Raw genomic sequence first — 17657 nt, 5'->3', positions numbered from 1 at the left:
TGGCATGAAGACGACGGCATTCCGGCGCTGTGGTCCGGACCAACGGAACCACTCGTTCGTGCGCACCCTGAGCGAACCCCTGCCCGGGAGACGTCCGGCGGCAGCAGCCTTCCCGTGTCGGCCGCATCCGGAGGAGCGGCCGAATCGTCCGGGGTCTCGGTTCACGGGACGCGAGGGCCTGCTTGAAGACCCGGATCCGGCCCCGGTACCTGCGCAGCGGGACGAGGACGCTTCATGAATCCGGGATGGCTGCTCGTGGCGGCCTGCGAACTGTTCCTCCTCGTCGTGGCGCTCGCCTCGCAGCCCGCGGCAGTCGCCCCCCCCGCTGACCCGCGGCACGTTCGCCCGTACCGGTGGCGGCCGTCGCGGCGGGGGACCGGTAGCCCCGCAACGGACCCGAGCTACTCCGTACCGGGCCCGAAGTCCTCCACGAAGTAGCTGTCGTGCCGGATGCGGAACTGCTTGAGCTCCTCGCCACCACGCTGCGCCATCTCCGCGACCCCCTCGAAGTACTCCTCGCGCAGGGCGCCCGGGGAGAAGAGCATCAGCATGGACATGGGCTCGTCGGTCACGTTCCTGAAGCCGTGCAGGCCGCCCACCGGTACGTACAGGAAGTCGCCCTCGCGGCCAGTGACCCACTTCTCGCCGTTGTAAAGCTCCAGTTCGCCGGAGAGGATGTAGAAGGACTCCGACATGGCCTTGTGGAAATGGGCCTTGGCCCCGGCGGACCGCGGGCCCAGCTCCACCTTGTACAGGCCGAATTCGCCGCCGGTCGACGTGTTGGTGGCGAGGTAGTGGGTGGAGCCGCCGGGCGAGGAGATGTCCGGCGGAGTGTTCGCCGGGCGGAAGGCCGCGTTCACTTCACCCCTGTCCCCGTGGTAGCGGGGCTCCGGGTACTCAAGGTGTTCCGGGTACGACATGCTGCGCTCCTTCTGCGGGGATCTGGGGGTTCGGCGGGTCTGGGGCCCCTGGTCCGGTGGTCTTCTGCATGATGGCCCCCGCCTCCGGAGGGCGGCATCAGGCTTGCGGATGATCTCGGTTCGGCCCGGGCTGAGGGTCGGTGTCGTCCTGTCGCTCGGACTCGTCACGGGCTGCGGCTCACTCCTCCGACGGCGACCACTCCTCCGCCCCAGCCGAAGGGCGGCGGATCGAGCGCCCCGGGCGGTGCCGTGCCGGAGGGACTTGGCTACAGCGGCGCCGCTGTACCGGGCCTCGCCGCCAGGCCCGCGTGGAGCCTGCCGCCCGCCGACGCCATCGCCCTCGGCGAGGCCCTCCTGTTCGTCGAGGACGCCCCGGGCGAGCACGCCCTCGGCCACGGGTACGCGTGGGAGCCGGTTGTCGGCCCGGTCGGCACTCTCCACGTCACCGACGAACCCGAGTCGGCCACCCTGGAGTTCCGGGGCGTGCAGGCTGGCGAGGTGCGCACGACCCTCAAGGCGACCACCGGGCCGTGTGGCTGGTCGCCACCACCTGGCACGACGGTGTTCCCGGCGGTCGCGGTGTGCGCCCGCGCCACGACGGAGTCGGACGGACTGAGCGAAGAGAAGACCACCCCCACGGTCACCGTCTACGGCAGCGGCGGCGGCGTGCTGGGCTGCTGCATCCACGTGTTCCACCAGCACCTCGATACGGCCGGCTGGGCAGCCATGGGGGTCGTCGGGGCCGACGCCATCGCCGTCAGCCGCTCCCCCCGAGGGCCGGCGGGCCCCCCGTCGGGCTCCGACGACGGCGCCGTGGTCCTGAGCGGTACGCGGACGGTGGCCGGCCACGGCAGTGCTGTCCGTGCCGTACAGTGGGTGTCACCGACGCGGGGTGGAGCAGCTCGGTAGCTCGCTGGGCTCATAACCCAGAGGTCGCAGGTTCAAATCCTGTCCCCGCTACCAGTCCCGGCCCCCTCGACACACCGTTGAGGGGGCCGGAAGCATATGCGCCCGCCGGGTCCGGCTGCTGCTGTCGACGCCCGGCCGGGACGGACCTGAGGGGAGCGGACCCGAGGTGGGCCAGGCTGAAGGACATGACTCGGGGGTGCGTGGCTCCGCGGTGCCCACCTGGCAGGCTTCTCACTCATCGACGGAGATCTCGACGGAGATCTCGGCCGAGCGCACCTGGGGGAGCGGACCTCTCGGGGGCACGGCTGGAGGGCCGACCTCGCGGTCCATCGCCGGAACGGCGAGTCGGCCCCCGTTCGGGGACTGACGGCCGGTCAGCCTCAAGGTACGCGCATCGACGACAGGACCAGCCTTCCGCAGGCCCTCGTCCAGGTGCTGCGCGCGTACCGCGGGGAGCGGCCGGCGGCCGGCCCGCACCCACGGCGGGCAGAGTAGCGGCGGAGCTTCCGACGACAGGGTCGACCAGGTCGCGTACGACGCGGGCGGCCCCGGGGGGCCGGCCGGGCCCGGATCCCAGGGGGCATCCCCACTGGGGCGGCCCTGTCACTCCGGGCGGTTGAAGCGGTGGGCAGCCCACAGAAGGGCGATTGCGCCGCTGGTCAGGAGAAGGGCGGCTTCGAGGGGCAAGGGCGGTTGCCAGCCGGCCCATTCGATGCCGCCGACGGCTGCTTGGTCGGGTACGCGCAGCGCGATGCAGCGGCGGAGCAGGTCCACCCCGTAGGCGAGCGGATTGGCGTTTGCCAGTGTGTGGGCCCAGCCGGGCATGGTCTGCAACGGGAAGAAAGCGCCGGAGAGGAACAGCAGCGGCATCATCACCAGGCCGAGCAGCATGTGGAACGTGTCGGCTCTACGGAGGCTGACGGCCACGGCCAGGGCCAGGGCGGTGATGGTGAAGGACGCCAGGACCATGCCGGCCAGGAGCAGCATCAGGAGGGGCGGGTCGTAGGGCAGGCCGACGGCCCCGGCGAGGCCGAGTAGGACGGCGCCCTGGGCCGTGGCGACCAGAGTGCCGCCGACACAGCTTCCCAGGAGCAGGGTGGAGCGGCTGACCGGGGCCATCAGGAGTTCTCGTAGGTAACCGCTTTGCCGGTCGGTGATCAGGCGGACGCCGACCATGATGGCCGGCACCTGCACCGTCATCATCAGCATCCCGGGGAAGAGGTAGGTCTGATAGCCGACGCCCAGTGAGGTGTTGGGGATGAGAGCGGCGAGCCCGCCCCCCAGGATGAGCAGGTAGAGCACGGGGTGGAGCAGCATCAGCGCGGTGTGGGTGCGCTGACCGGCCAGACGCAGCAGATCCCGGTAGACCAGGGCGTGGACCGCGCGCAGTTCGTGCCGCAGACGGGCCATACGTACGCGTCCTGAGGTGCCGGAGGTGCCGGAGGTGCCTGGGCTTCCTGGGGGGTGGGAGGCATGGAGGAGCGTGGGAGAGTTCATCGGCCGCCGTCACCTTCCGCCGTGGTCTCGCACAGATCGGGATTGGTCGGGATTGATCGGAGTGGCAGGGGTGGTGGGGGCCGAGGCCTGGCCAGGGTGTGTGGCGTGGAGGCTGCGGCCGGTGTGGTGGAAGAAGACGTCGTCCAGCGTGGGCGGCGTCGCGGAAGCGGAGTGCACCGCGATGCCATGGCTTGCCAGCGCCGCGCACAGGCGGGGAATCCAGGCGCTGCCGTCGGGCACCCGCATCCCGACCCCGTCGGTGTCCACCGCGGCGGCGGGATGCGACGGCAGGACCTGTCGCATGACCTGTTGCACGATGTGTTGTGCCGTCGCGTCGTCGCTGGTGTGCAGCACCACCCGGTCATCCCCGATCGCTGTCTTGAGCGCAAGGGGCGTACCTTGTGCCACCAGTCGGCCGCGGTCGATGATGGCGAGGCGATCGCAGTGCTCCGCCTCCTCCAGGTAGTGGGTGGTGACGAAGAGCGTGCTGCCGTGCCGGTCTCGCTGTGCTCGCAGGTGCTCCCAGACCTGGGCGCGGGCGTGGGGGTCGAGTCCGGTGGTCGGCTCGTCCAGGAACAGCACGCGGGGGGCGTGGAGCACTCCGCGGGCGATCTCCAAGCGGCGCCGCATGCCACCCGACAGGGTGCCTACCGGGGAGCGCCGCCGGTCGGTCAGACCGACCATCTCGAGTACCTCGGTGGCGCGTCGGCGGGCATGGCGACGGCGCAGCCCGTACAGACGCGCGTGCACGTAGAGGTTCTGGTCGGCCGTCAGGTCCGGGTCCAGGGCGCTGTGCTGGAAGAGCATGCCGACCTGTCGCCGTACCTGGTGGGGCCGGGTGACCACGTCGGCCCCGGCCACCGTGGCGTGACCGGCGGTGGGGCGGGCCAGGGCGCACAGCAACGCGATGGTGGTGGACTTCCCGGCGCCGTTGGGGCCGAGGAAGGCGAAGGTCTCGCCTTGTGGCACGTCCAGGTCGAGGCCACGCACGGCATGGGTGGTGCTGCCGTCCGGGCCCGGGTAGCTCTTGCCCAGTCCCCGCGCGCTGATGGCGTGCACGGGCTCGGGAGAGTTCTGTGTGGCGTTCGGGCCGGTGATGGGTGCTGTCATGAGGACTTCCTGGACGCGATGATCGTCACCGACGTGCAACCAGGGTCTTCCGTTGGGATCAGCCCGGCAGGATCCGGACGAGGGGCGGCGAAGACGATGGGGCGGTGGTCGGCAGGTGCGCCTCGTGGCGCCGTCGCGCCGGCGCCACCATGGCGCCGTGCACACACGGCGGCCGGCGGGGATGCGGCGGTCGGGCGGCCGGCGGTACCGGTGATGCCCGCGCCGTCGAGGAGCGCGGTCAGGGCCGGGCTCGCGTGGGGGTTCATCCGCCGGGCGGCGACGGTGCGCCGGCCGGTCGGGGCCATTCCGTCGGCGGTCGCGGTGATGTGGATGTACGGGCGCGGGGCCAGGGGGCTCATGTCGTCTCGTGGCCTTACAGGTCGTGGCATCGGCGAGGTCATGTCGCCGACCCGGCAGGTCGGGGGCTGGTTCCGGGGGAGTGTGCGGCAGAGCCGGCACGGAAGTCCGCCGGCTGCTGCGTGAGATCTCCGGCAGTTCTCGCGCGGTCGCACGGAGGGGCACGGGGCTGCTCCGGAGTCGGTGACCGGCGGTGCTGCTGAGAGGTGGCACGACCACGCGGCCGGAGTGTGCTGCGAAGCTGCGAGGCCGCGCCTGAGATCCGGCCTGGGACCGGCCGGCGCCGGGGCCGGCGATCCGGCAGTCGCTCCGGCCGGCGGCTGTCCGGACAGCCGCCGGCCGGATGGTGTGGTCGGGTCTAGGCGCAGCTGACGCCGACACAGATGGTGTTGAGAAGGGTCAGCAGGCCGATGCAGTCGCACGTCGCGGCGAACGGCGTTCCGTCGACGCTGACGGGGTCGGTCTCCGGCAGGGCGTGAAGCCGGGCCAGCAGGTCGAGGTCCTTGTTCTCCATGGGTTACTCCTTCTTCTGTGAGGTGGCGGCAGAGCTCTCTGCCGCCACGGCCGGCAACTGGACCATCCAGTGCCGGGGGTCGGCGTGGCGGATCCGCGTGAGGAAGGCCAGGATTCCGGCGGACCCGTCGCTCCAGCTGGTCGAGACGTCCCCGTACTCGTTGGGGAAGACCACGTGGCCGTTGCGGTGGGCGCGTTCGGAGAGGATGAGGCGGGCCAGCTCCTCGGCCATGGTGTGGTAAGCGGGGTCACCTGTGGCGTCGGCCATGTCGAGGAGGAAGTCACCGTTGCCCGCCAGCCCGTGGCACTGGGTGAGGGCGGCGCGCGAGGCACGTTCCATGACGGCGTGCGTACCACGACGGGCGAGATCGCCGAACCTGTCGTCACCGGTGACCTGCCACAGCCGGACGAGGAAGGTGCCGATGCCCGCGGCGCCGTGGCACCAGTACGGGGCCGTGGGAACGCCCGTGGCCTGGGCGGGCCAGTGGGCCGCCGAGCCGGTGAGTACGGCGTTGGCCAGCAGGAGCTCGCCGGCTTGCACGGCCAGTTCCCTGTGTTCGTCCCGTTGGGAGACGGCCGAGGCGGCCAGGAGGAAGAAGCCGATGCCGGCCGTTCCATGAGCGAAGCCGAGGTAGCGTTTGCCGACTTCCTGGGCAACGGCTTCCGCGGGCACCGCCCAGCCCGCTCCGGACGGCTCGCGCTGGACGGCGGCGGCCAACCGGTCGGCGGCGTCGACGGCCAGTTCGGCGAAGCGCGGATCCCCGGTGCGGTGCCACAGGTGAAGGGCGGCGAGCCCGCTGCCCGCAGTGCCGTGGGTGATGTCGTGGCTGGGCGTGGACTGTTGTGGTGCCAGGGCCACGGCCAGTGCGTGGTCCATGAGTCGTCGGTCGTCGACGGCACGTCCGGCGTCGTAGAGGGCCCAGGCGGTGCCACGACCGCCGAAGTGCAGACCGGGGCGTGCGGAGCCGGTGTCGGTGCGGCGTGCGATCCAGTGGCCCGCGGTGGAGATCAGTCCGGGCAGGCGGGGGTCGCCGGTGAGTTCGCAGTACCGGGTCAGTACTGCCAGTACCCCGGCAGCTCCCTGCTGCACCGTGCAGGGGTCGCTCTCCCCGGCCGTGGTGGACACGGGCCACAGCCGTCGGTCGTCCTCCGGGGTCATCGAGTCGACGAGGTGCTGGACGAGCCCGGCCACCGGATCGTGCGGGCCGTCCTCCCGTGCCGGGCCGGGGGCGACGGCAGGCAGCACCGGTCGCGTGGCTGTCGCCCTCCCGAGAGCCTCGCGGGCCCTGGGGGGGTTCCAGCGGGCGGCAGGGTCGTCCTTCATCAGCCCGAGGACCATGTCGGCCAAACCGTCCGGCAGGCGCAGCGGCCCGGCGCAGGCGGCCAGCCAGGTGGCGAGCCGCTGTTCCGGGGCCCTGGTGGCAGGCTCCTCGGGCAGCAGGTTCGGCACCTTCCCGGCCAGGACGAAGCACGCGGTGGCGCCCAGACTGTAGTAGTCGGCCGTCGGGGAGACGGGTGCGTCGACCAGGCGTTCCGGGGCGCTGAAGCCCGGCGTCCCGACACGGGTCGGCAGGGGTGGGTCGTCCTTCAGTACGGCCAGTTCCAGGTCGATCAGACGCAGTTCCCCGTCCGGGCGGACCATGACGTTCCCGGGGCTGAGGTCCCGCAGCACGCAACCGTGGGCGTGAGCCGCGGCGACCAGGTCCACCAGGCGTGCGACCAGGGCCAACGCGTCGGCGCGGTAGCGCTCGCTTCCGGCGTCGCGGAAGTGTTCGGCGACCCAGGTGCGCAGGGCGACCCCCGGCACCTCGTCCTGGGCGAGGAACAGGTGCCCGCCGTGTTCGAACAGCTCCAGCGGCTCCGGAGCCAGCCCCAGGCCCCGGAGCTTCTCCAGGGTCCGGGCCTCGGCGCGCAGCCAGTCGCGGACGTCGCGGCCGGAGGCGTCGGCCTCCACATGAGGCCGGGCCTCCTTGATCACCACTGGGGCGCCCGTGCGGACGTCGGTCCCCCGGTAGACGCCGCCCTTGTTCGTGTGCCGGATCGCCTCCCGTACCGCGAAGCGGCCGCCCAGCACCACCGGGCTGCTCGACGCGTCCGCCGTGCGGGGCGGGACGGGCACCGTCGCGGGGAACGGGCAGACCGCCCAAGGGGGCGGAATATACTGGCCGGTCCGCCTGTCCTCCACGGGATTGCCGTCGGGGTCCTCGATGAACCACACCAGCAGGCCGTCGTCCGACAAGCGGCGCCGGCCGACGAAGGATCCGTACCGGTAGTGCACCAGGCTGTGTGCGGCGTAGGGCTGGTCGGACAGGATCCGGGGGCCGGCCAGGCCCGCCGTGGCCCGGTGCAGCTCCTGGGCGAGCCGGGCCGCGTCGGCGTCGGAGCGCGGGTAGACGGTGATGAACTTGCCCGAGCTTCCCCGAGGCGTGGCACGGGAGTTGAGCGCGCTCACCTGGTCGAGCGACCGGGCGAACTTGAACGCTGATTCCTCGCGCAGCAGTACGTCCAGAGCCTTGGCGAGGACCGCCGGCGCGGAGGCGGCCGTCGCCGACAGGTGCAGCTTCCAGCCCTGTTCGCGTCGCGACCCGGACCGGGGCGCGACGCGGTACCACATCTCGTCCGCATCGGCGGTCCAGCGCGTGACCGTATCCGTGGCGTGCAGCGCTTGGTGGAGGAGGCTCTCCAGTTCGGCTTCGGTAGTGTGACTCGTCATGCGTGTCCCTCCCAACGGCGAGAACCGCTGGGAGGGATGTGCCCTAGGGCATGGACATCCCTACACACACCTGACCGGATTCATCCCATCCGGTAAGCGTGCGGGGCTGTTCTCCTGTCAGGGGGCGCGCCCGGCGCAGAAAGAGGTGCGCGGACGCACACGCGCGTGGGCAGCTCCCCTGCGCGCCTGGCCCCGCCGGCCGGCACTTGTTGCTGCGGATACGCCTGGTGACCGGTGTCCCCGGCACTGCTCCAGGGAGTTCACTTGATGGGGCGTGTGCGCAACGGCCCGGGATCCGTTCGGCGGACGCTCACCCTCTCATCGCGCCACGTCCGCCGAAGCCCGCATGGACGACTGAGGACGCCCGCACGGATCACCATGTCCCAGCTCAGTGGCAGGCGTTGATCGCCGCTCGTCCGGGAGCCGCTCCGGTGCGGTCGAGGACGGGGCGGGCAGGTGAGTACGGCCAGGCGGGGAACAGGCGCCACACGCTGCCGCACGATGGCCGTGCGGCGGGCGGACGGGAAAGACACGCCCGTGAACGTGGTTACGGCGCCGCCCGGACGGCGGCCGGGATCCGCGGGTGCCTGGCCGTTGACAAGGCCGAACGGCAGGCCTGCGGAGGGTGGCCGCGCAGCCGGCACGGTGACCAGGGCCTGGCGCCTCCGCCACGGAGCGTTCGGGGTCCTCCGCGCGGCCGGAGCGAAGAACGTCACGGCGTCCCGCGCCGCAACACCTGCGACTCCCCGTCCCGCTCCTCGGCCTCGGACGAGCGCGAACCGGGCATCACGCGGTCGAAGCCCTGGCTCCCGGACCGGCGAGGAAAGGGACCGGGGCTGCGATGTCAGTCCCCTGAAGTATCCTTCCCGCCACCGCACACCGACTGGGAGGACCAAGAGAATTGACTGGCATGTCTGCTTTCCCGCTGCCCTTTCACACTTCCCGTTCCATATCATTCGCGACACCCCGAACGCTGCGGGAACTCCAGATGATGCAGTGCAGCTCCCACATTCGGGCAAAGCCGGGGTGGTTCGACAAGGTGAACGATGCCGACATCGTCGCCAGATGGACACGAGAGGCACTCGCCCAGGGCCTCACCGAAGCGCAGGTCCGTTACGTGCTCGCCGAACTCCTGCATTACGCCATGCTGCGGGACGGACGAACGGGCGTCGAGGTGTCCGCCGTCGACGGGGTGTGGCAGTCGGACACCCTGGTCGACGACAACCTCAGATCCCGTCTGCGCGAGGCGGTTCGGGTTCTGGAACAGGTCCCCGAGGCAGAACGGGACTGGCATCCAGGATCCGACGGCCAGGTACTGGATCTGGTTCACCCCTCACTGTTCTGCTTGGTGAGAGAGGTGAGCGGTGCGCCCGAGAGGGCTTGGAAGAACCCGACGGACCGCTATTCGAGGTACGAGTTCTCGGAGAAGTTCCAGTGGCTGCCCACGGACGTCGACATCAGCGACGATGGCGATGTCACCTTCCGTTCGTACGTCAACAACGTCCACCCGGAGACCCACCGCGAACTTGTCTCCGTCCTGCCGGACTTGTTCGCGCGCCTGCGCCCGCTGCTGGAGAACGTGCTCACCGATCTGCGTCATCCGCGGCCCCTGCGCATCGAGGCCGATCCTTTCGGATGGTACGACTCGGAGCCGGAGTATCCGGACAAATCCTCCTATGGCGATGACGGGGCCTACGCGGAAGCCCTCCGTGTATGGGGAGAGGCCCAGGACGACTGGTGGGAGAACCGCCGCCCGGTCATCCCGGACGCCCCGGCCTTCGTCCCGCCCGAGCTGCCCGATGAATCCGCCCGAGTCGACCTGCGCGGACGCCGTCTCCAGGTCATCGTCAAGCTCGCCACCATTCATCTCACCCCGGACAAGCCCGAGTACGCCGGCGGCTCCTGGCATGTCGAGGGGATGATGAACGAAAGGATCGTCTCGACCTGCATCTACTACTGGGACAGCGAGAACATCACCGAAAGCCAGCTGAGCTTCCGGGCGGCACTCGACGACCCGTACTACGCGCAGAACGACGACAACGGCCTGCGTGAGGTCTACGGCCTGGAGGACGAAGACGCACTGAACCAGGTGCTGGGATCGACATCGACCCCGGCGGGCCGCTGCCTGGCGTTCCCGAACGTCCTGCAACACCGCGTCGGATCATTCCGGCTCATGGATCCCACCCGCCCGGGACATCGCAAAATTCTCGCGTTCTTCCTCGTCGACCCATCGGAAAGGATCGTCTCGACATCCGATGTGCCACCGCAACAACCATGGTCCGATACCTCGACCATGACGCTTGAACAGGCCAGGAAATACCGCGAACAGCTCATGCAGGAACGCAAGTTCTTCATCGACGAACACAACGAGCAGCTCTACGAACGAGAATTCTCACTCTGCGAGCATTGAGTTCTTCCATCCTCAGCCGACCCTGTCGAGCAGCAGCTTCGCGGCCACCATCGCGCCGTCGGTGCGGATCGAGCCGGCCACGGCGGTGGCCGGTGCGCGGGTTTCGGGCAGGAGGGCCGTCCTGAGTGCGGCCGACAGGGACTCGAAGGACGGGTTCGGGCCGTCGTGCGCCGCGCCGATGCCCAGGCCGGCCACCTGACCGGCCCAGTACGGCTGGTCCACGAACTGGGGGATCACCACCTGGGGCACCCCGGCCACGGCAGCTGTCGTCGTGGTGCCCGCGCCGCCGTGGTGCATGACGGGCACAAGGCTCGGGCTTCCCCGGGGCCTGCTCCAGGAGCGCCATCCCGAGGTGACGGTCAACGCATCGGTGCTCTATGTGGACCATGGCTCCGTCATCACCGCCGCGGGCACCGCCGCCGGCATCGACGTCTGCCTGCACCACATCCGCGGCGACCACGGCGCCGACGTCGCAGCCCGCGTCGCCCGCCGCATGGTCGTGGCCGCACACCGCGAAGGCGGCCAGGCCCAGTTCGCCGAACATCCGGTGGGCCAGGTGCCTCCCGACGACCCGATCAGCAACGCCATGCGGTACGCCCTGGACAACCTGCACCGGCGCCTCACCGTCGACGAGCTGGCCGGCGTCGCCCTCCTGTCCGTACGGCAATTCGAGCGCCGCTTCGTGGAAGCGGCCGGTGGACCGCCAGGCCGCTGGATCACGCACCAGCGGATCCGGGCCGGCGCCGCACTGCTGGAGTCCGCGGATCATGCGATCGACGCAGTGGCGGCCCGGGTGGGCCTGTCCGTGGCCGGTTTCCACCACCATTTCCGGGTGCCCATGGGCGTCAGTCCCTCGACCTACCGGCGCCAGTTCCGGCCCTGACCGGCACCGCCGGGCGCCGCGGGGACGGTCACGCGCCCCGGAGTGATCGCAGTCGTCGTGCACCGGTCTCCTCGCCGGGCCGGCGTGGCCGGCGACTCACGTCTGCTCAGCCGGAGAGGATGCGGCCCTGGCGTCGGGCAGGGAGAGGCCGGATGCGCTCAGCCGGTGGCCCAGCCCGCCCCGGGGGCGTGCGGGCCGGGTCAGCGAGCGTTCCGCGCCTGCGGCCGGGCGTGCGGATCGCGCGGGCGCGGAGCGCGCGGTCCGGTGGCGGGCGGTTCCGTTCGGATCAGGCGGTCGTTGGTTCGGGTGTGCTGTCAACGGATGCGCCTCGGGCGCCGATGAAACCGTCGCTCCCCGAACGCATGCCGGAGCGGGATGGTCGCCGACGTCGATCACCGGAAGGTGATCGACGCGATCGGCATGGCAGGGTGTTCACCCGCCGGGAAAGCACGGCGACTGGTCCGGTGCCCGCAACTGGTTCGGCGTGCAAGGTACTTGACCGGGCGACGAGGGCTCCGGGAGCCTCATGGGAGCGCTCCCAACCGCCGTGGGGGTGCTTCCGGGTGTGCTGTCGTGACGGAGGTCTTCCTCTCATGCGCCGCAGAATCGCTGCTCAGTTGCTCGCGTTCTCCATGGCTCTCGCGGTCGCCTTGGCGGCGGGGCCGGCGCCCGCCGCTGCCGGTGCGCCGTCGGATACCTCCGGCTCGCCGGGGAGTCGTCTTTACACGCCGGAGGCGAACCCTGGGGCGTACCGGCAGGTCGTCGGGCTGCTGCGGGACGGCCGGTATGCGGATGCCTCCGGCGTTCTCGCCATGGTCCGCACGCCGCAGGCTGTCTGGTTCGGCGATCAGACGCCGGCCGAGGTCGAGCGTCGGGCCCGGGCGGTCGTCCGGGACGCCGCCCGCGAGCGGGCCGTGCCGGTCATCGCCCTCTACAACGTGCCCGGCCGTGACTGCTCGAACTACTCCGGCGGAGGGGCGTCGACCACGGCCGAGTACCGCGCGTGGGTGGACGCCGTCGCCCGGGGCATCGGCCGTCACGACGCCATGGTCGTCCTTGAACCCGACTCGCTCGCCCTGCTGCCCGCGGACTGCGGCCAGGACGACGAGCAGGGGACCAAGACCAGTGCCCGCTACACCGAGGTCAACCATGCCGTCGTCGCGCTGGAGCGGCTCGCCCGCACCAAGGTCTACCTGGACACCGGCCATCCGGGCTGGCACAGCGTCAACTCCATCGTGCCGCGCCTGATCCGGGGCGGCGTCGGTGAGGCCACCGGATTCTTCACCAATGCCTCCAACTACCGCACGGAGGAGGACAGCCACTGGTACGGCACATTGATCTCCTCCTGCATCGGCCACGTCGAGGACGGCGGTGCCGTCGCCGACTGCCCCGACCAGTTCTGGCCGCGTGCTGACGCCGAGGCGTGGATCGCGGACAATGTGACGACGCCGGTGTCCCGGATGAAGCACTTCGTCACGGACACCAGCCGCAATGGCCTGGGCCCGTGGTCTGCGCCGGCCGGTAAATACACCGACGCGCAGGAGTGGTGCAATCCGCCTGGCCGGGGCCTTGGGGACCGCCCGACCACCGCGACTGGTGACCCGCTGTACGATGCCCGGCTCTGGATCAAGATTCCCGGTGAGTCGGACGGCCTGTGCCTGCGGGGCACCGCCGGCCCCCAGGACCCCGAACGCGGCATGGTCGATCCTGCGGCCGGCGCGTGGTTCCCCGAGCAGGCGCTGGAACTCGTACGCCTTGCGCAGTCGCCGCTCCCGCGCCGCTGAGGCGCCTTCGGTCTTCCCTCGCCGGACCCGGCACGTTCTGTCGTACGGTCACGGGCTCCGCCGGCGGCCGCGGATGGCCGCGTGCCGACCGGTGTCGCCCGTGCGGGAACACCGAAGAGGCAGGGGAGGGGCGCCTGCCGGCCGCCCGGCGCCTGCCAGGCACGTGCGCCGGTCGGCCGGCGGAGGCAGGCGGTGGGGGCGCGCACGCGGCCGTCCGGCACCTCACCGCCCCGGCGTCGAGGGGCGGTGAGAAGCGAGGCGTCGAGCCCACGCACCCTGGCTGTCAGGGGCGGTGATGGGGGCTTTCCGTTCCGGAGGCGCGGGTCGGTCTGGGTTCTGCGGCTGTGGCGACCGGAGGGTGCGTCTATGGGCGGTGCGGGTCCGGCCGGCCGGTGTCGTCGGGGGTTGCCGGGGGTCTGGTGTGGAGGACTTCGCGGGCCTGCTCGGCGGCGCGGGTGATGCTTTCGCTGATGAAGTCCAGGAAGCGGGCGATGTTTTCCAGGCGGTGGGCGGCCGGGGTGTGGGAGCCGAGGACGGCGACGCCTTGGCGTGCGGTCTCGACGAGCTGGTCGTTGGCCCGGGCGCTGGCGATCGTCGCCTGGTAGAAGAGCTCGTCGTCGACGACGTAGCGGTCGCGGCGGCGCTCGTCGCGTTCCCGGCGAACCAGGCTCTGACTTTCCAGGAAGGCGATCGCTTTGGAGATGGAGGCCGGACTGACCTGGAGGCGCTGCGCGAGCTGGGAGGCGGTGTGGCTGCCGGCGTCGGTGGTGAACAGGCAGGTGAGCACCCGGGCTGCCATCTTGGGCAGGCCCGATCCCATGAGGACGGTGGTGAGCGTCTCCTCGTACTCGGCCACGGCCTCGGCGTCGCCTCCGTACGGCTGGGGTGCCGCTACGGGTCCTCGGGAGGATGTGGGCCTGCGCCGGTGGGCGCGGCGTTCGGTGGCACGGTGGGCCAGATCGGCGCGGTAGGCGGCGGGGCCGCCGTTACGCATCACCTCGCGCGTGATCGTCGAGGTCGGACGCTCCAGGCGCCGGGCGATCTCGGCGTAGGGAAGGCTGTCGGCCAGCCCCAGCGCAATCTGCTGGCGTTCCTGCTGGGTGAGCCTGCCTCCCGGCATCGTGTTCTCCTCGGTGGTCCCTGGTGCTGGTGCCTGATCCCCGCACTATAGCGTTCACTTCTCTTCCATTGCAATGATCGCACTCGCCATCGTTGCGTTATTCGCTAGCTTGTTGCAACGGTTTTATGGCACTGAGCTGCTTACATGCCACTTTTTCGCAACGACTATGTTGCCACTTCATGGAAAGCAACGTAGCGTTTCCGGTGTCAGAAACAACCAGTGAGTACCGGAGAGCATGATGCAGAAGTTCGACACCCCCGCCCCGATCTCCGCCGTCCTGGACATCCCCGCAGGACGCGTCCAGTTCATCGCCGCCGACCGCGCCGACACCACTGTCGAGATCCGGCCCGCCAACCCCTCCAAGAGCCGCGACGTGCAGAGCGCCGAGCAGACCACCGTCGCCTACGCCGACGGCGTCCTGCGAATCCGCACCCCCGAACCCAAGAATCCGCTTTTCGGCGCCTCCGGATCCCTGGAGGTCACCGTCCAGCTCCCCGCCGGCTCCCGCGTCGAGGCCAAGGCCGCCGGTTCCGAGCTCCGCGGCGTCGGCCGCCTCGGTGACATCACCTTCGAAGGTGCATACCGCCAGATCAAGATCGACGAGGCCGCCGGCATCCGCCTCACCGCGGTCGACGGCGACGTCGAGGTCGGCCGGCTGGGAGGCCCCGCGGAGATCAGCACGGCAAGGGGTGACATCCGGATCGCCGAGGCCGTGCACGGTACGGTCGTGCTGCGCACCCAGTCCGGCGACATCACGGTCGCCGCCGCTGCCGGCGTCTCGGCCGCCCTGGACGCCGGAACCGGCTACGGCCGCGTCAGCAACGCCCTCAGGAACGACGGCGCCACCGACCTCGACATCCGCGCCACCACCTCCCACGGCGACATCACCGCCCGCAGCCTCTGAAGCGGCGGAACCAGGAGTGTTCGGCCGGGCCCACCGCGATCGAGATCCCGCCGATCGCCGCCTACGGCCCGGCCGCCCGCCTCATGGGCCAGCGATCCACGTCCAGGACGTGGACACCCCGCGCAAGCCGCCTCACGCGACGGCGGGAACACACGACGATGAACAGCGCGTCCGGCTCGGCCCGGGCGACCCATGCGAGCCCGCGGTGTATCGAAGCGTTCGGCGGACTATTCCTTCGAGACAGCCGTCCGGAACGTCGACGCCGTTCTCGCGGCCAGGGGCGTGACCGCGTGACCCGGGCGCTGCTGCGAGCCATGGCTCAGGGTGCCGAAGCCGGAGCCGCTGGACGAGCCCACGGGGCCGGCCGCCCTGGAGGAAGAGGCGGTACGCCGCTGGGGCGTGCTCGATCTCCTGGACGTGCTGAAGAGCGCCAGCTTTCTGACCGCCTACACCGACGAGTTCACCTCGGTCGCTGCGTACGAGCGCATCGACCGTGATGTCTTGCAGCGCCGCTTGCTGCTTGCGCTCTTCGGCCGGGGCACGAACATGGGCACCCGGGCGATCGTGGCGACCGGCGAGTATGGCGAGGGTGAGGCCGCGCTGCGGCACGTCCGCCGGCACTGCATCACGCTCGACAACCTCCGGGCCGCCGTGACGAAACTGGTGAACGCTACCTTCGCGGCCCGTGACACCGAATGGTGGGGCCGCGGCAATGCCTGCGCGTCGGAATCGAAGAAGTTCGGGTCCTGGTCCTCGAACTTCATGACCGAGCACCACGCCCGCTACGGCGGCAACGGCGTGATGATCGACTGGAATGTCGAGCGGAAGAACCTCTGCATCTATTCCCGGCTCAAGAGCTGTTCGTCATCCGAGGTTGCGGCGATGATCGAGGGTCTGCTGCGGCACTCCACGGATGCCGAGATCGAGTCCAACCACGTCGACACGCACGCCGCCTTGGTTGTCGGGTTCGCGTTCACGGCTTGGTGGTGTCAGCGGACTCGCCCGGTGAGACGAGTCCTGTCTCGTAGGCGAGGACGACGGCCTGGGCCCGGTCGCGCAGGGTCAGTTTGGCGAAGATCCGGGCCACGTGGGTCTTCACCGTCGCCTCACTGAGCGTCAGTTCCTGCGCCAGTTCGGTATTGGAAAGACCCCGGCCCATGAGCGTCAGCACCTCGCGCTCGCGCGGCGTCAGCGCGGCCAGGTCTCGGTGGACAGCCGGGGTCGCAAGGCCCGAACCGGTTCTGGGGGCGCCAGGGGTGAAGCGCTCCACCAGGCGGCGGGTGATCGAGGGTGCGAGTAGGGCGTCACCGGTGTCGACCAGGCGTACGGCGGCGGCCAGATGCGCGGGGGTGACGTCCTTGAGCAGGAAGCCGCTGGCTCCTGCAGCGAGGGCGGCGTAGACGTATTGGTCGAGGTCGAAAGTGGTCAGCATGATCACCCGGCAGTCCGGGTGCTGCGCGAGTATGCGGCGGGCGGCCTCCAGGCCGTCCATCACGGGCATCCGGATGTCCATCAAGACGACGTCGGGCCGCAGCTCGCGCACGGCGGCCACCGCCTCGGCCCCGTCGCCGGCCTCGCCCACCACGTCGATACCGCGCGCGGTGAGGATCAAGCGGAAGCCGGTGCGGACCAGCTCCTGGTCGTCGGCGATCACGACGCGCGGGGCGGGCCCGGCGGGCGTCGTCACGGGCGGTCCAGCGGGATCCGGGCGCGCACGCGGTAGCCGCCGCCGAGGCGTCGGCGGGCGTCCAGGTCGCCGCCGTAGACCGAGACCCGTTCCCGCAGGCCGAGCAGCCCGCGTCCTGTTCCGTCCGCCCGGCCCTGCCCTGCCTCCTTCCGCGCGGGCGCGCCGCCGGACAGGACGCTCGGTCCGCTGTTCAGCACCTCGACGCGCAGGCAGTGGTCCGCGTACCGCACCGTCACCTCGGCCTTCGCCCCGTCTCCGTGTTTGAGCGCATTGGTCAGGCCTTCCTGGATGATCCGGTAGGCGGTGACGTCGATCCCGGTCGGCAGCGGGCGCGGCTCGCCCGAGACCCGCATCTCGACGGGCAGGCCGGCGAAGGCGATCCGGTCGACCAGCGGGCCGAGCCGGCTCAGGCTCGGCTGCGGCGACAGGTCCACGCCGTCGGGCTCGTCCTCGCCGTTCTGCGCGGGTGCGAGCAGGCCGAGCAGGTGCCGCAACTCGGTCATCGTGTTGCGCCCGGCGGCCTCGACGGCGCTCATCGCCGCCGCGGCCTCCTCGGGCATGGTGGCAAGCACCTCCCGGGCGGCCCCGGCCTGGACCACCATCACGCTCACGTTGTGGCTGACGATGTCGTGGAGCTCGGCGGCGATCCGGGCCCGCTCGGCGTCGACCGCCGTCCGCGTCGCGCTCTCGCGCTCGCGCTCAAGGAGCCAGCCGCGCTCCTCGATGGCCTTCCGGTGCGCCCGCCGTGCCCGGACCGCCGCCACGTACAGCCACCCGGCGGCGCCAATTGCCGCTGCCAGGGCGATGACCAGCCAGATCGTCCAGGATTCCCCCACCCGATCATCTTCGC

Annotated in this window: 13 protein-coding genes, 1 tRNA gene and 2 pseudogenes; 7 read left to right on the top strand and 9 right to left on the bottom strand. The window is 70.8% G+C overall.

Features of this window, described 5'->3' with window-relative positions; all coding sequences use genetic code 11:
• Positions 1-401: 401 nt before the first annotated feature.
• A complete protein-coding gene (locus tag PUR26_RS11775) occupies positions 402-920 on the bottom strand; it encodes a cupin domain-containing protein (RefSeq protein WP_329871839.1) in 519 nt (172 codons plus the stop codon).
• 249 nt (positions 921-1169) lie between these two features.
• Here PUR26_RS11775 and PUR26_RS11770 point away from each other — a divergent pair, with 249 nt between their 5' ends.
• Positions 1170-1829: a hypothetical protein gene (locus PUR26_RS11770; RefSeq protein WP_329871837.1), complete on the top strand. Its 660-nt coding sequence runs from the start codon at positions 1170-1172 to the stop codon at positions 1827-1829.
• Positions 1807-1883: transfer RNA gene (locus tag PUR26_RS11765), tRNA-Met, on the top strand. The genes PUR26_RS11770 and PUR26_RS11765 overlap by 23 nt, the downstream gene beginning before the upstream one ends.
• Positions 1884-2432: 549 nt before the next feature.
• Here PUR26_RS11765 and PUR26_RS11760 read toward each other — a convergent pair.
• From PUR26_RS11760 to lanL, 4 genes are all read right to left on the bottom strand, one after another.
• The gene (locus PUR26_RS11760; RefSeq protein WP_329871835.1) at positions 2433-3239 is read right to left on the bottom strand and encodes an ABC transporter permease; all 807 of its coding nucleotides are present in this window, start codon (positions 3237-3239) and stop codon (positions 2433-2435) included.
• A 96-nt stretch (positions 3240-3335) separates the two neighbouring features.
• Complete coding sequence (locus PUR26_RS11755; RefSeq protein WP_329871833.1) at positions 3336-4436, bottom strand: ATP-binding cassette domain-containing protein; 1101 nt, start codon at positions 4434-4436, stop codon at positions 3336-3338.
• 715 nt (positions 4437-5151) lie between these two features.
• Positions 5152-5307 carry a VenA family class IV lanthipeptide gene (locus PUR26_RS11750; protein WP_329871832.1) on the bottom strand — a complete coding sequence of 52 codons (156 nt, stop codon included), beginning with the start codon at positions 5305-5307 and terminating at the stop codon, positions 5152-5154.
• 3 nt (positions 5308-5310) lie between these two features.
• The gene (lanL, locus tag PUR26_RS11745; protein WP_329871830.1) at positions 5311-8019 is read right to left on the bottom strand and encodes a class IV lanthionine synthetase LanL; all 2709 of its coding nucleotides are present in this window, start codon (positions 8017-8019) and stop codon (positions 5311-5313) included.
• A gap of 901 nt (positions 8020-8920) precedes the next feature.
• Between lanL and PUR26_RS11740 the strand changes: the two genes are divergently transcribed.
• Complete coding sequence (locus tag PUR26_RS11740) at positions 8921-10429, top strand: DUF4246 domain-containing protein (RefSeq protein WP_329871828.1); 1509 nt, start codon at positions 8921-8923, stop codon at positions 10427-10429.
• Positions 10430-10441: 12 nt separating this feature from the next.
• Here the strand turns inward: PUR26_RS11740 and PUR26_RS11735 are convergent.
• A pseudogene (locus PUR26_RS11735) lies at positions 10442-10729 on the bottom strand (nucleotide disphospho-sugar-binding domain-containing protein); the annotation flags it as partial.
• Here PUR26_RS11735 and PUR26_RS11730 point away from each other — a divergent pair.
• The gene (locus PUR26_RS11730) at positions 10725-11312 is read left to right on the top strand and encodes a GlxA family transcriptional regulator (RefSeq protein WP_329871826.1); all 588 of its coding nucleotides are present in this window, start codon (positions 10725-10727) and stop codon (positions 11310-11312) included. The pseudogene PUR26_RS11735 and the gene PUR26_RS11730 overlap by 5 nt on opposite strands.
• Positions 11313-11905: 593 nt before the next feature.
• Entirely contained in the window at positions 11906-13096 is a 1191-nt protein-coding gene (locus PUR26_RS11725) for a glycoside hydrolase family 6 protein (RefSeq protein WP_329871824.1), read from the top strand.
• A 364-nt stretch (positions 13097-13460) separates the two neighbouring features.
• Here PUR26_RS11725 and PUR26_RS34670 read toward each other — a convergent pair whose 3' ends face one another.
• Positions 13461-14216, bottom strand: coding sequence for a helix-turn-helix domain-containing protein (locus tag PUR26_RS34670; protein ID WP_443077041.1), 756 nt, complete (start codon positions 14214-14216; stop codon positions 13461-13463).
• A gap of 238 nt (positions 14217-14454) precedes the next feature.
• Between PUR26_RS34670 and PUR26_RS11710 the strand changes: the two genes are divergently transcribed.
• The gene (locus tag PUR26_RS11710) at positions 14455-15120 is read left to right on the top strand and encodes a DUF4097 family beta strand repeat-containing protein (protein ID WP_329872011.1); all 666 of its coding nucleotides are present in this window, start codon (positions 14455-14457) and stop codon (positions 15118-15120) included.
• 324 nt (positions 15121-15444) lie between these two features.
• Positions 15445-16044 (top strand): annotated as a pseudogene (locus PUR26_RS11705) (Tn3 family transposase); the annotation flags it as partial.
• A gap of 49 nt (positions 16045-16093) precedes the next feature.
• Here PUR26_RS11705 and PUR26_RS11700 read toward each other — a convergent pair.
• Complete coding sequence (locus tag PUR26_RS11700; protein ID WP_329871822.1) at positions 16094-16807, bottom strand: response regulator transcription factor; 714 nt, start codon at positions 16805-16807, stop codon at positions 16094-16096.
• Positions 16804-17643: a sensor histidine kinase gene (locus tag PUR26_RS11695; protein WP_329871820.1), complete on the bottom strand. Its 840-nt coding sequence runs from the start codon at positions 17641-17643 to the stop codon at positions 16804-16806. Before PUR26_RS11695 ends, PUR26_RS11700 begins: the two co-directional genes overlap by 4 nt.
• Between the last annotated feature and the right edge of the window lie 14 nt (positions 17644-17657).

This window comes from Streptomyces sp. SP18CS02, assembly GCF_036322365.1.
Taxonomy (GTDB): domain Bacteria; phylum Actinomycetota; class Actinomycetes; order Streptomycetales; family Streptomycetaceae; genus Streptomyces.
The sequence above is the reverse complement of the archived record's forward strand: the minus strand, read 5'-3'. Positions and strand labels throughout refer to the sequence as shown.

Bases quoted from the DNA above. Each gene is read 5' to 3' on its own strand.
- PUR26_RS11775 (WP_329871839.1), bottom strand. From the start codon at position 920: ATGTCGTACCCGGAACACCTTGAGTACCCGGAGCCCCGCTACCACGGG.
- PUR26_RS11760 (WP_329871835.1), bottom strand. From the start codon at position 3,239: ATGGCCCGTCTGCGGCACGAACTGCGCGCGGTCCACGCCCTGGTCTAC.
- PUR26_RS11755 (WP_329871833.1), bottom strand. From the start codon at position 4,436: ATGACAGCACCCATCACCGGCCCGAACGCCACACAGAACTCTCCCGAG.
- PUR26_RS11750 (WP_329871832.1), bottom strand. From the start codon at position 5,307: ATGGAGAACAAGGACCTCGACCTGCTGGCCCGGCTTCACGCCCTGCCG.
- lanL (WP_329871830.1), bottom strand. From the start codon at position 8,019: ATGACGAGTCACACTACCGAAGCCGAACTGGAGAGCCTCCTCCACCAA.
- PUR26_RS11730 (WP_329871826.1), top strand. From the start codon at position 10,725: ATGACGGGCACAAGGCTCGGGCTTCCCCGGGGCCTGCTCCAGGAGCGC.
- PUR26_RS11725 (WP_329871824.1), top strand. From the start codon at position 11,906: ATGCGCCGCAGAATCGCTGCTCAGTTGCTCGCGTTCTCCATGGCTCTC.
- PUR26_RS34670 (WP_443077041.1), bottom strand. From the start codon at position 14,216: ATGCCGGGAGGCAGGCTCACCCAGCAGGAACGCCAGCAGATTGCGCTG.
- PUR26_RS11710 (WP_329872011.1), top strand. From the start codon at position 14,455: ATGCAGAAGTTCGACACCCCCGCCCCGATCTCCGCCGTCCTGGACATC.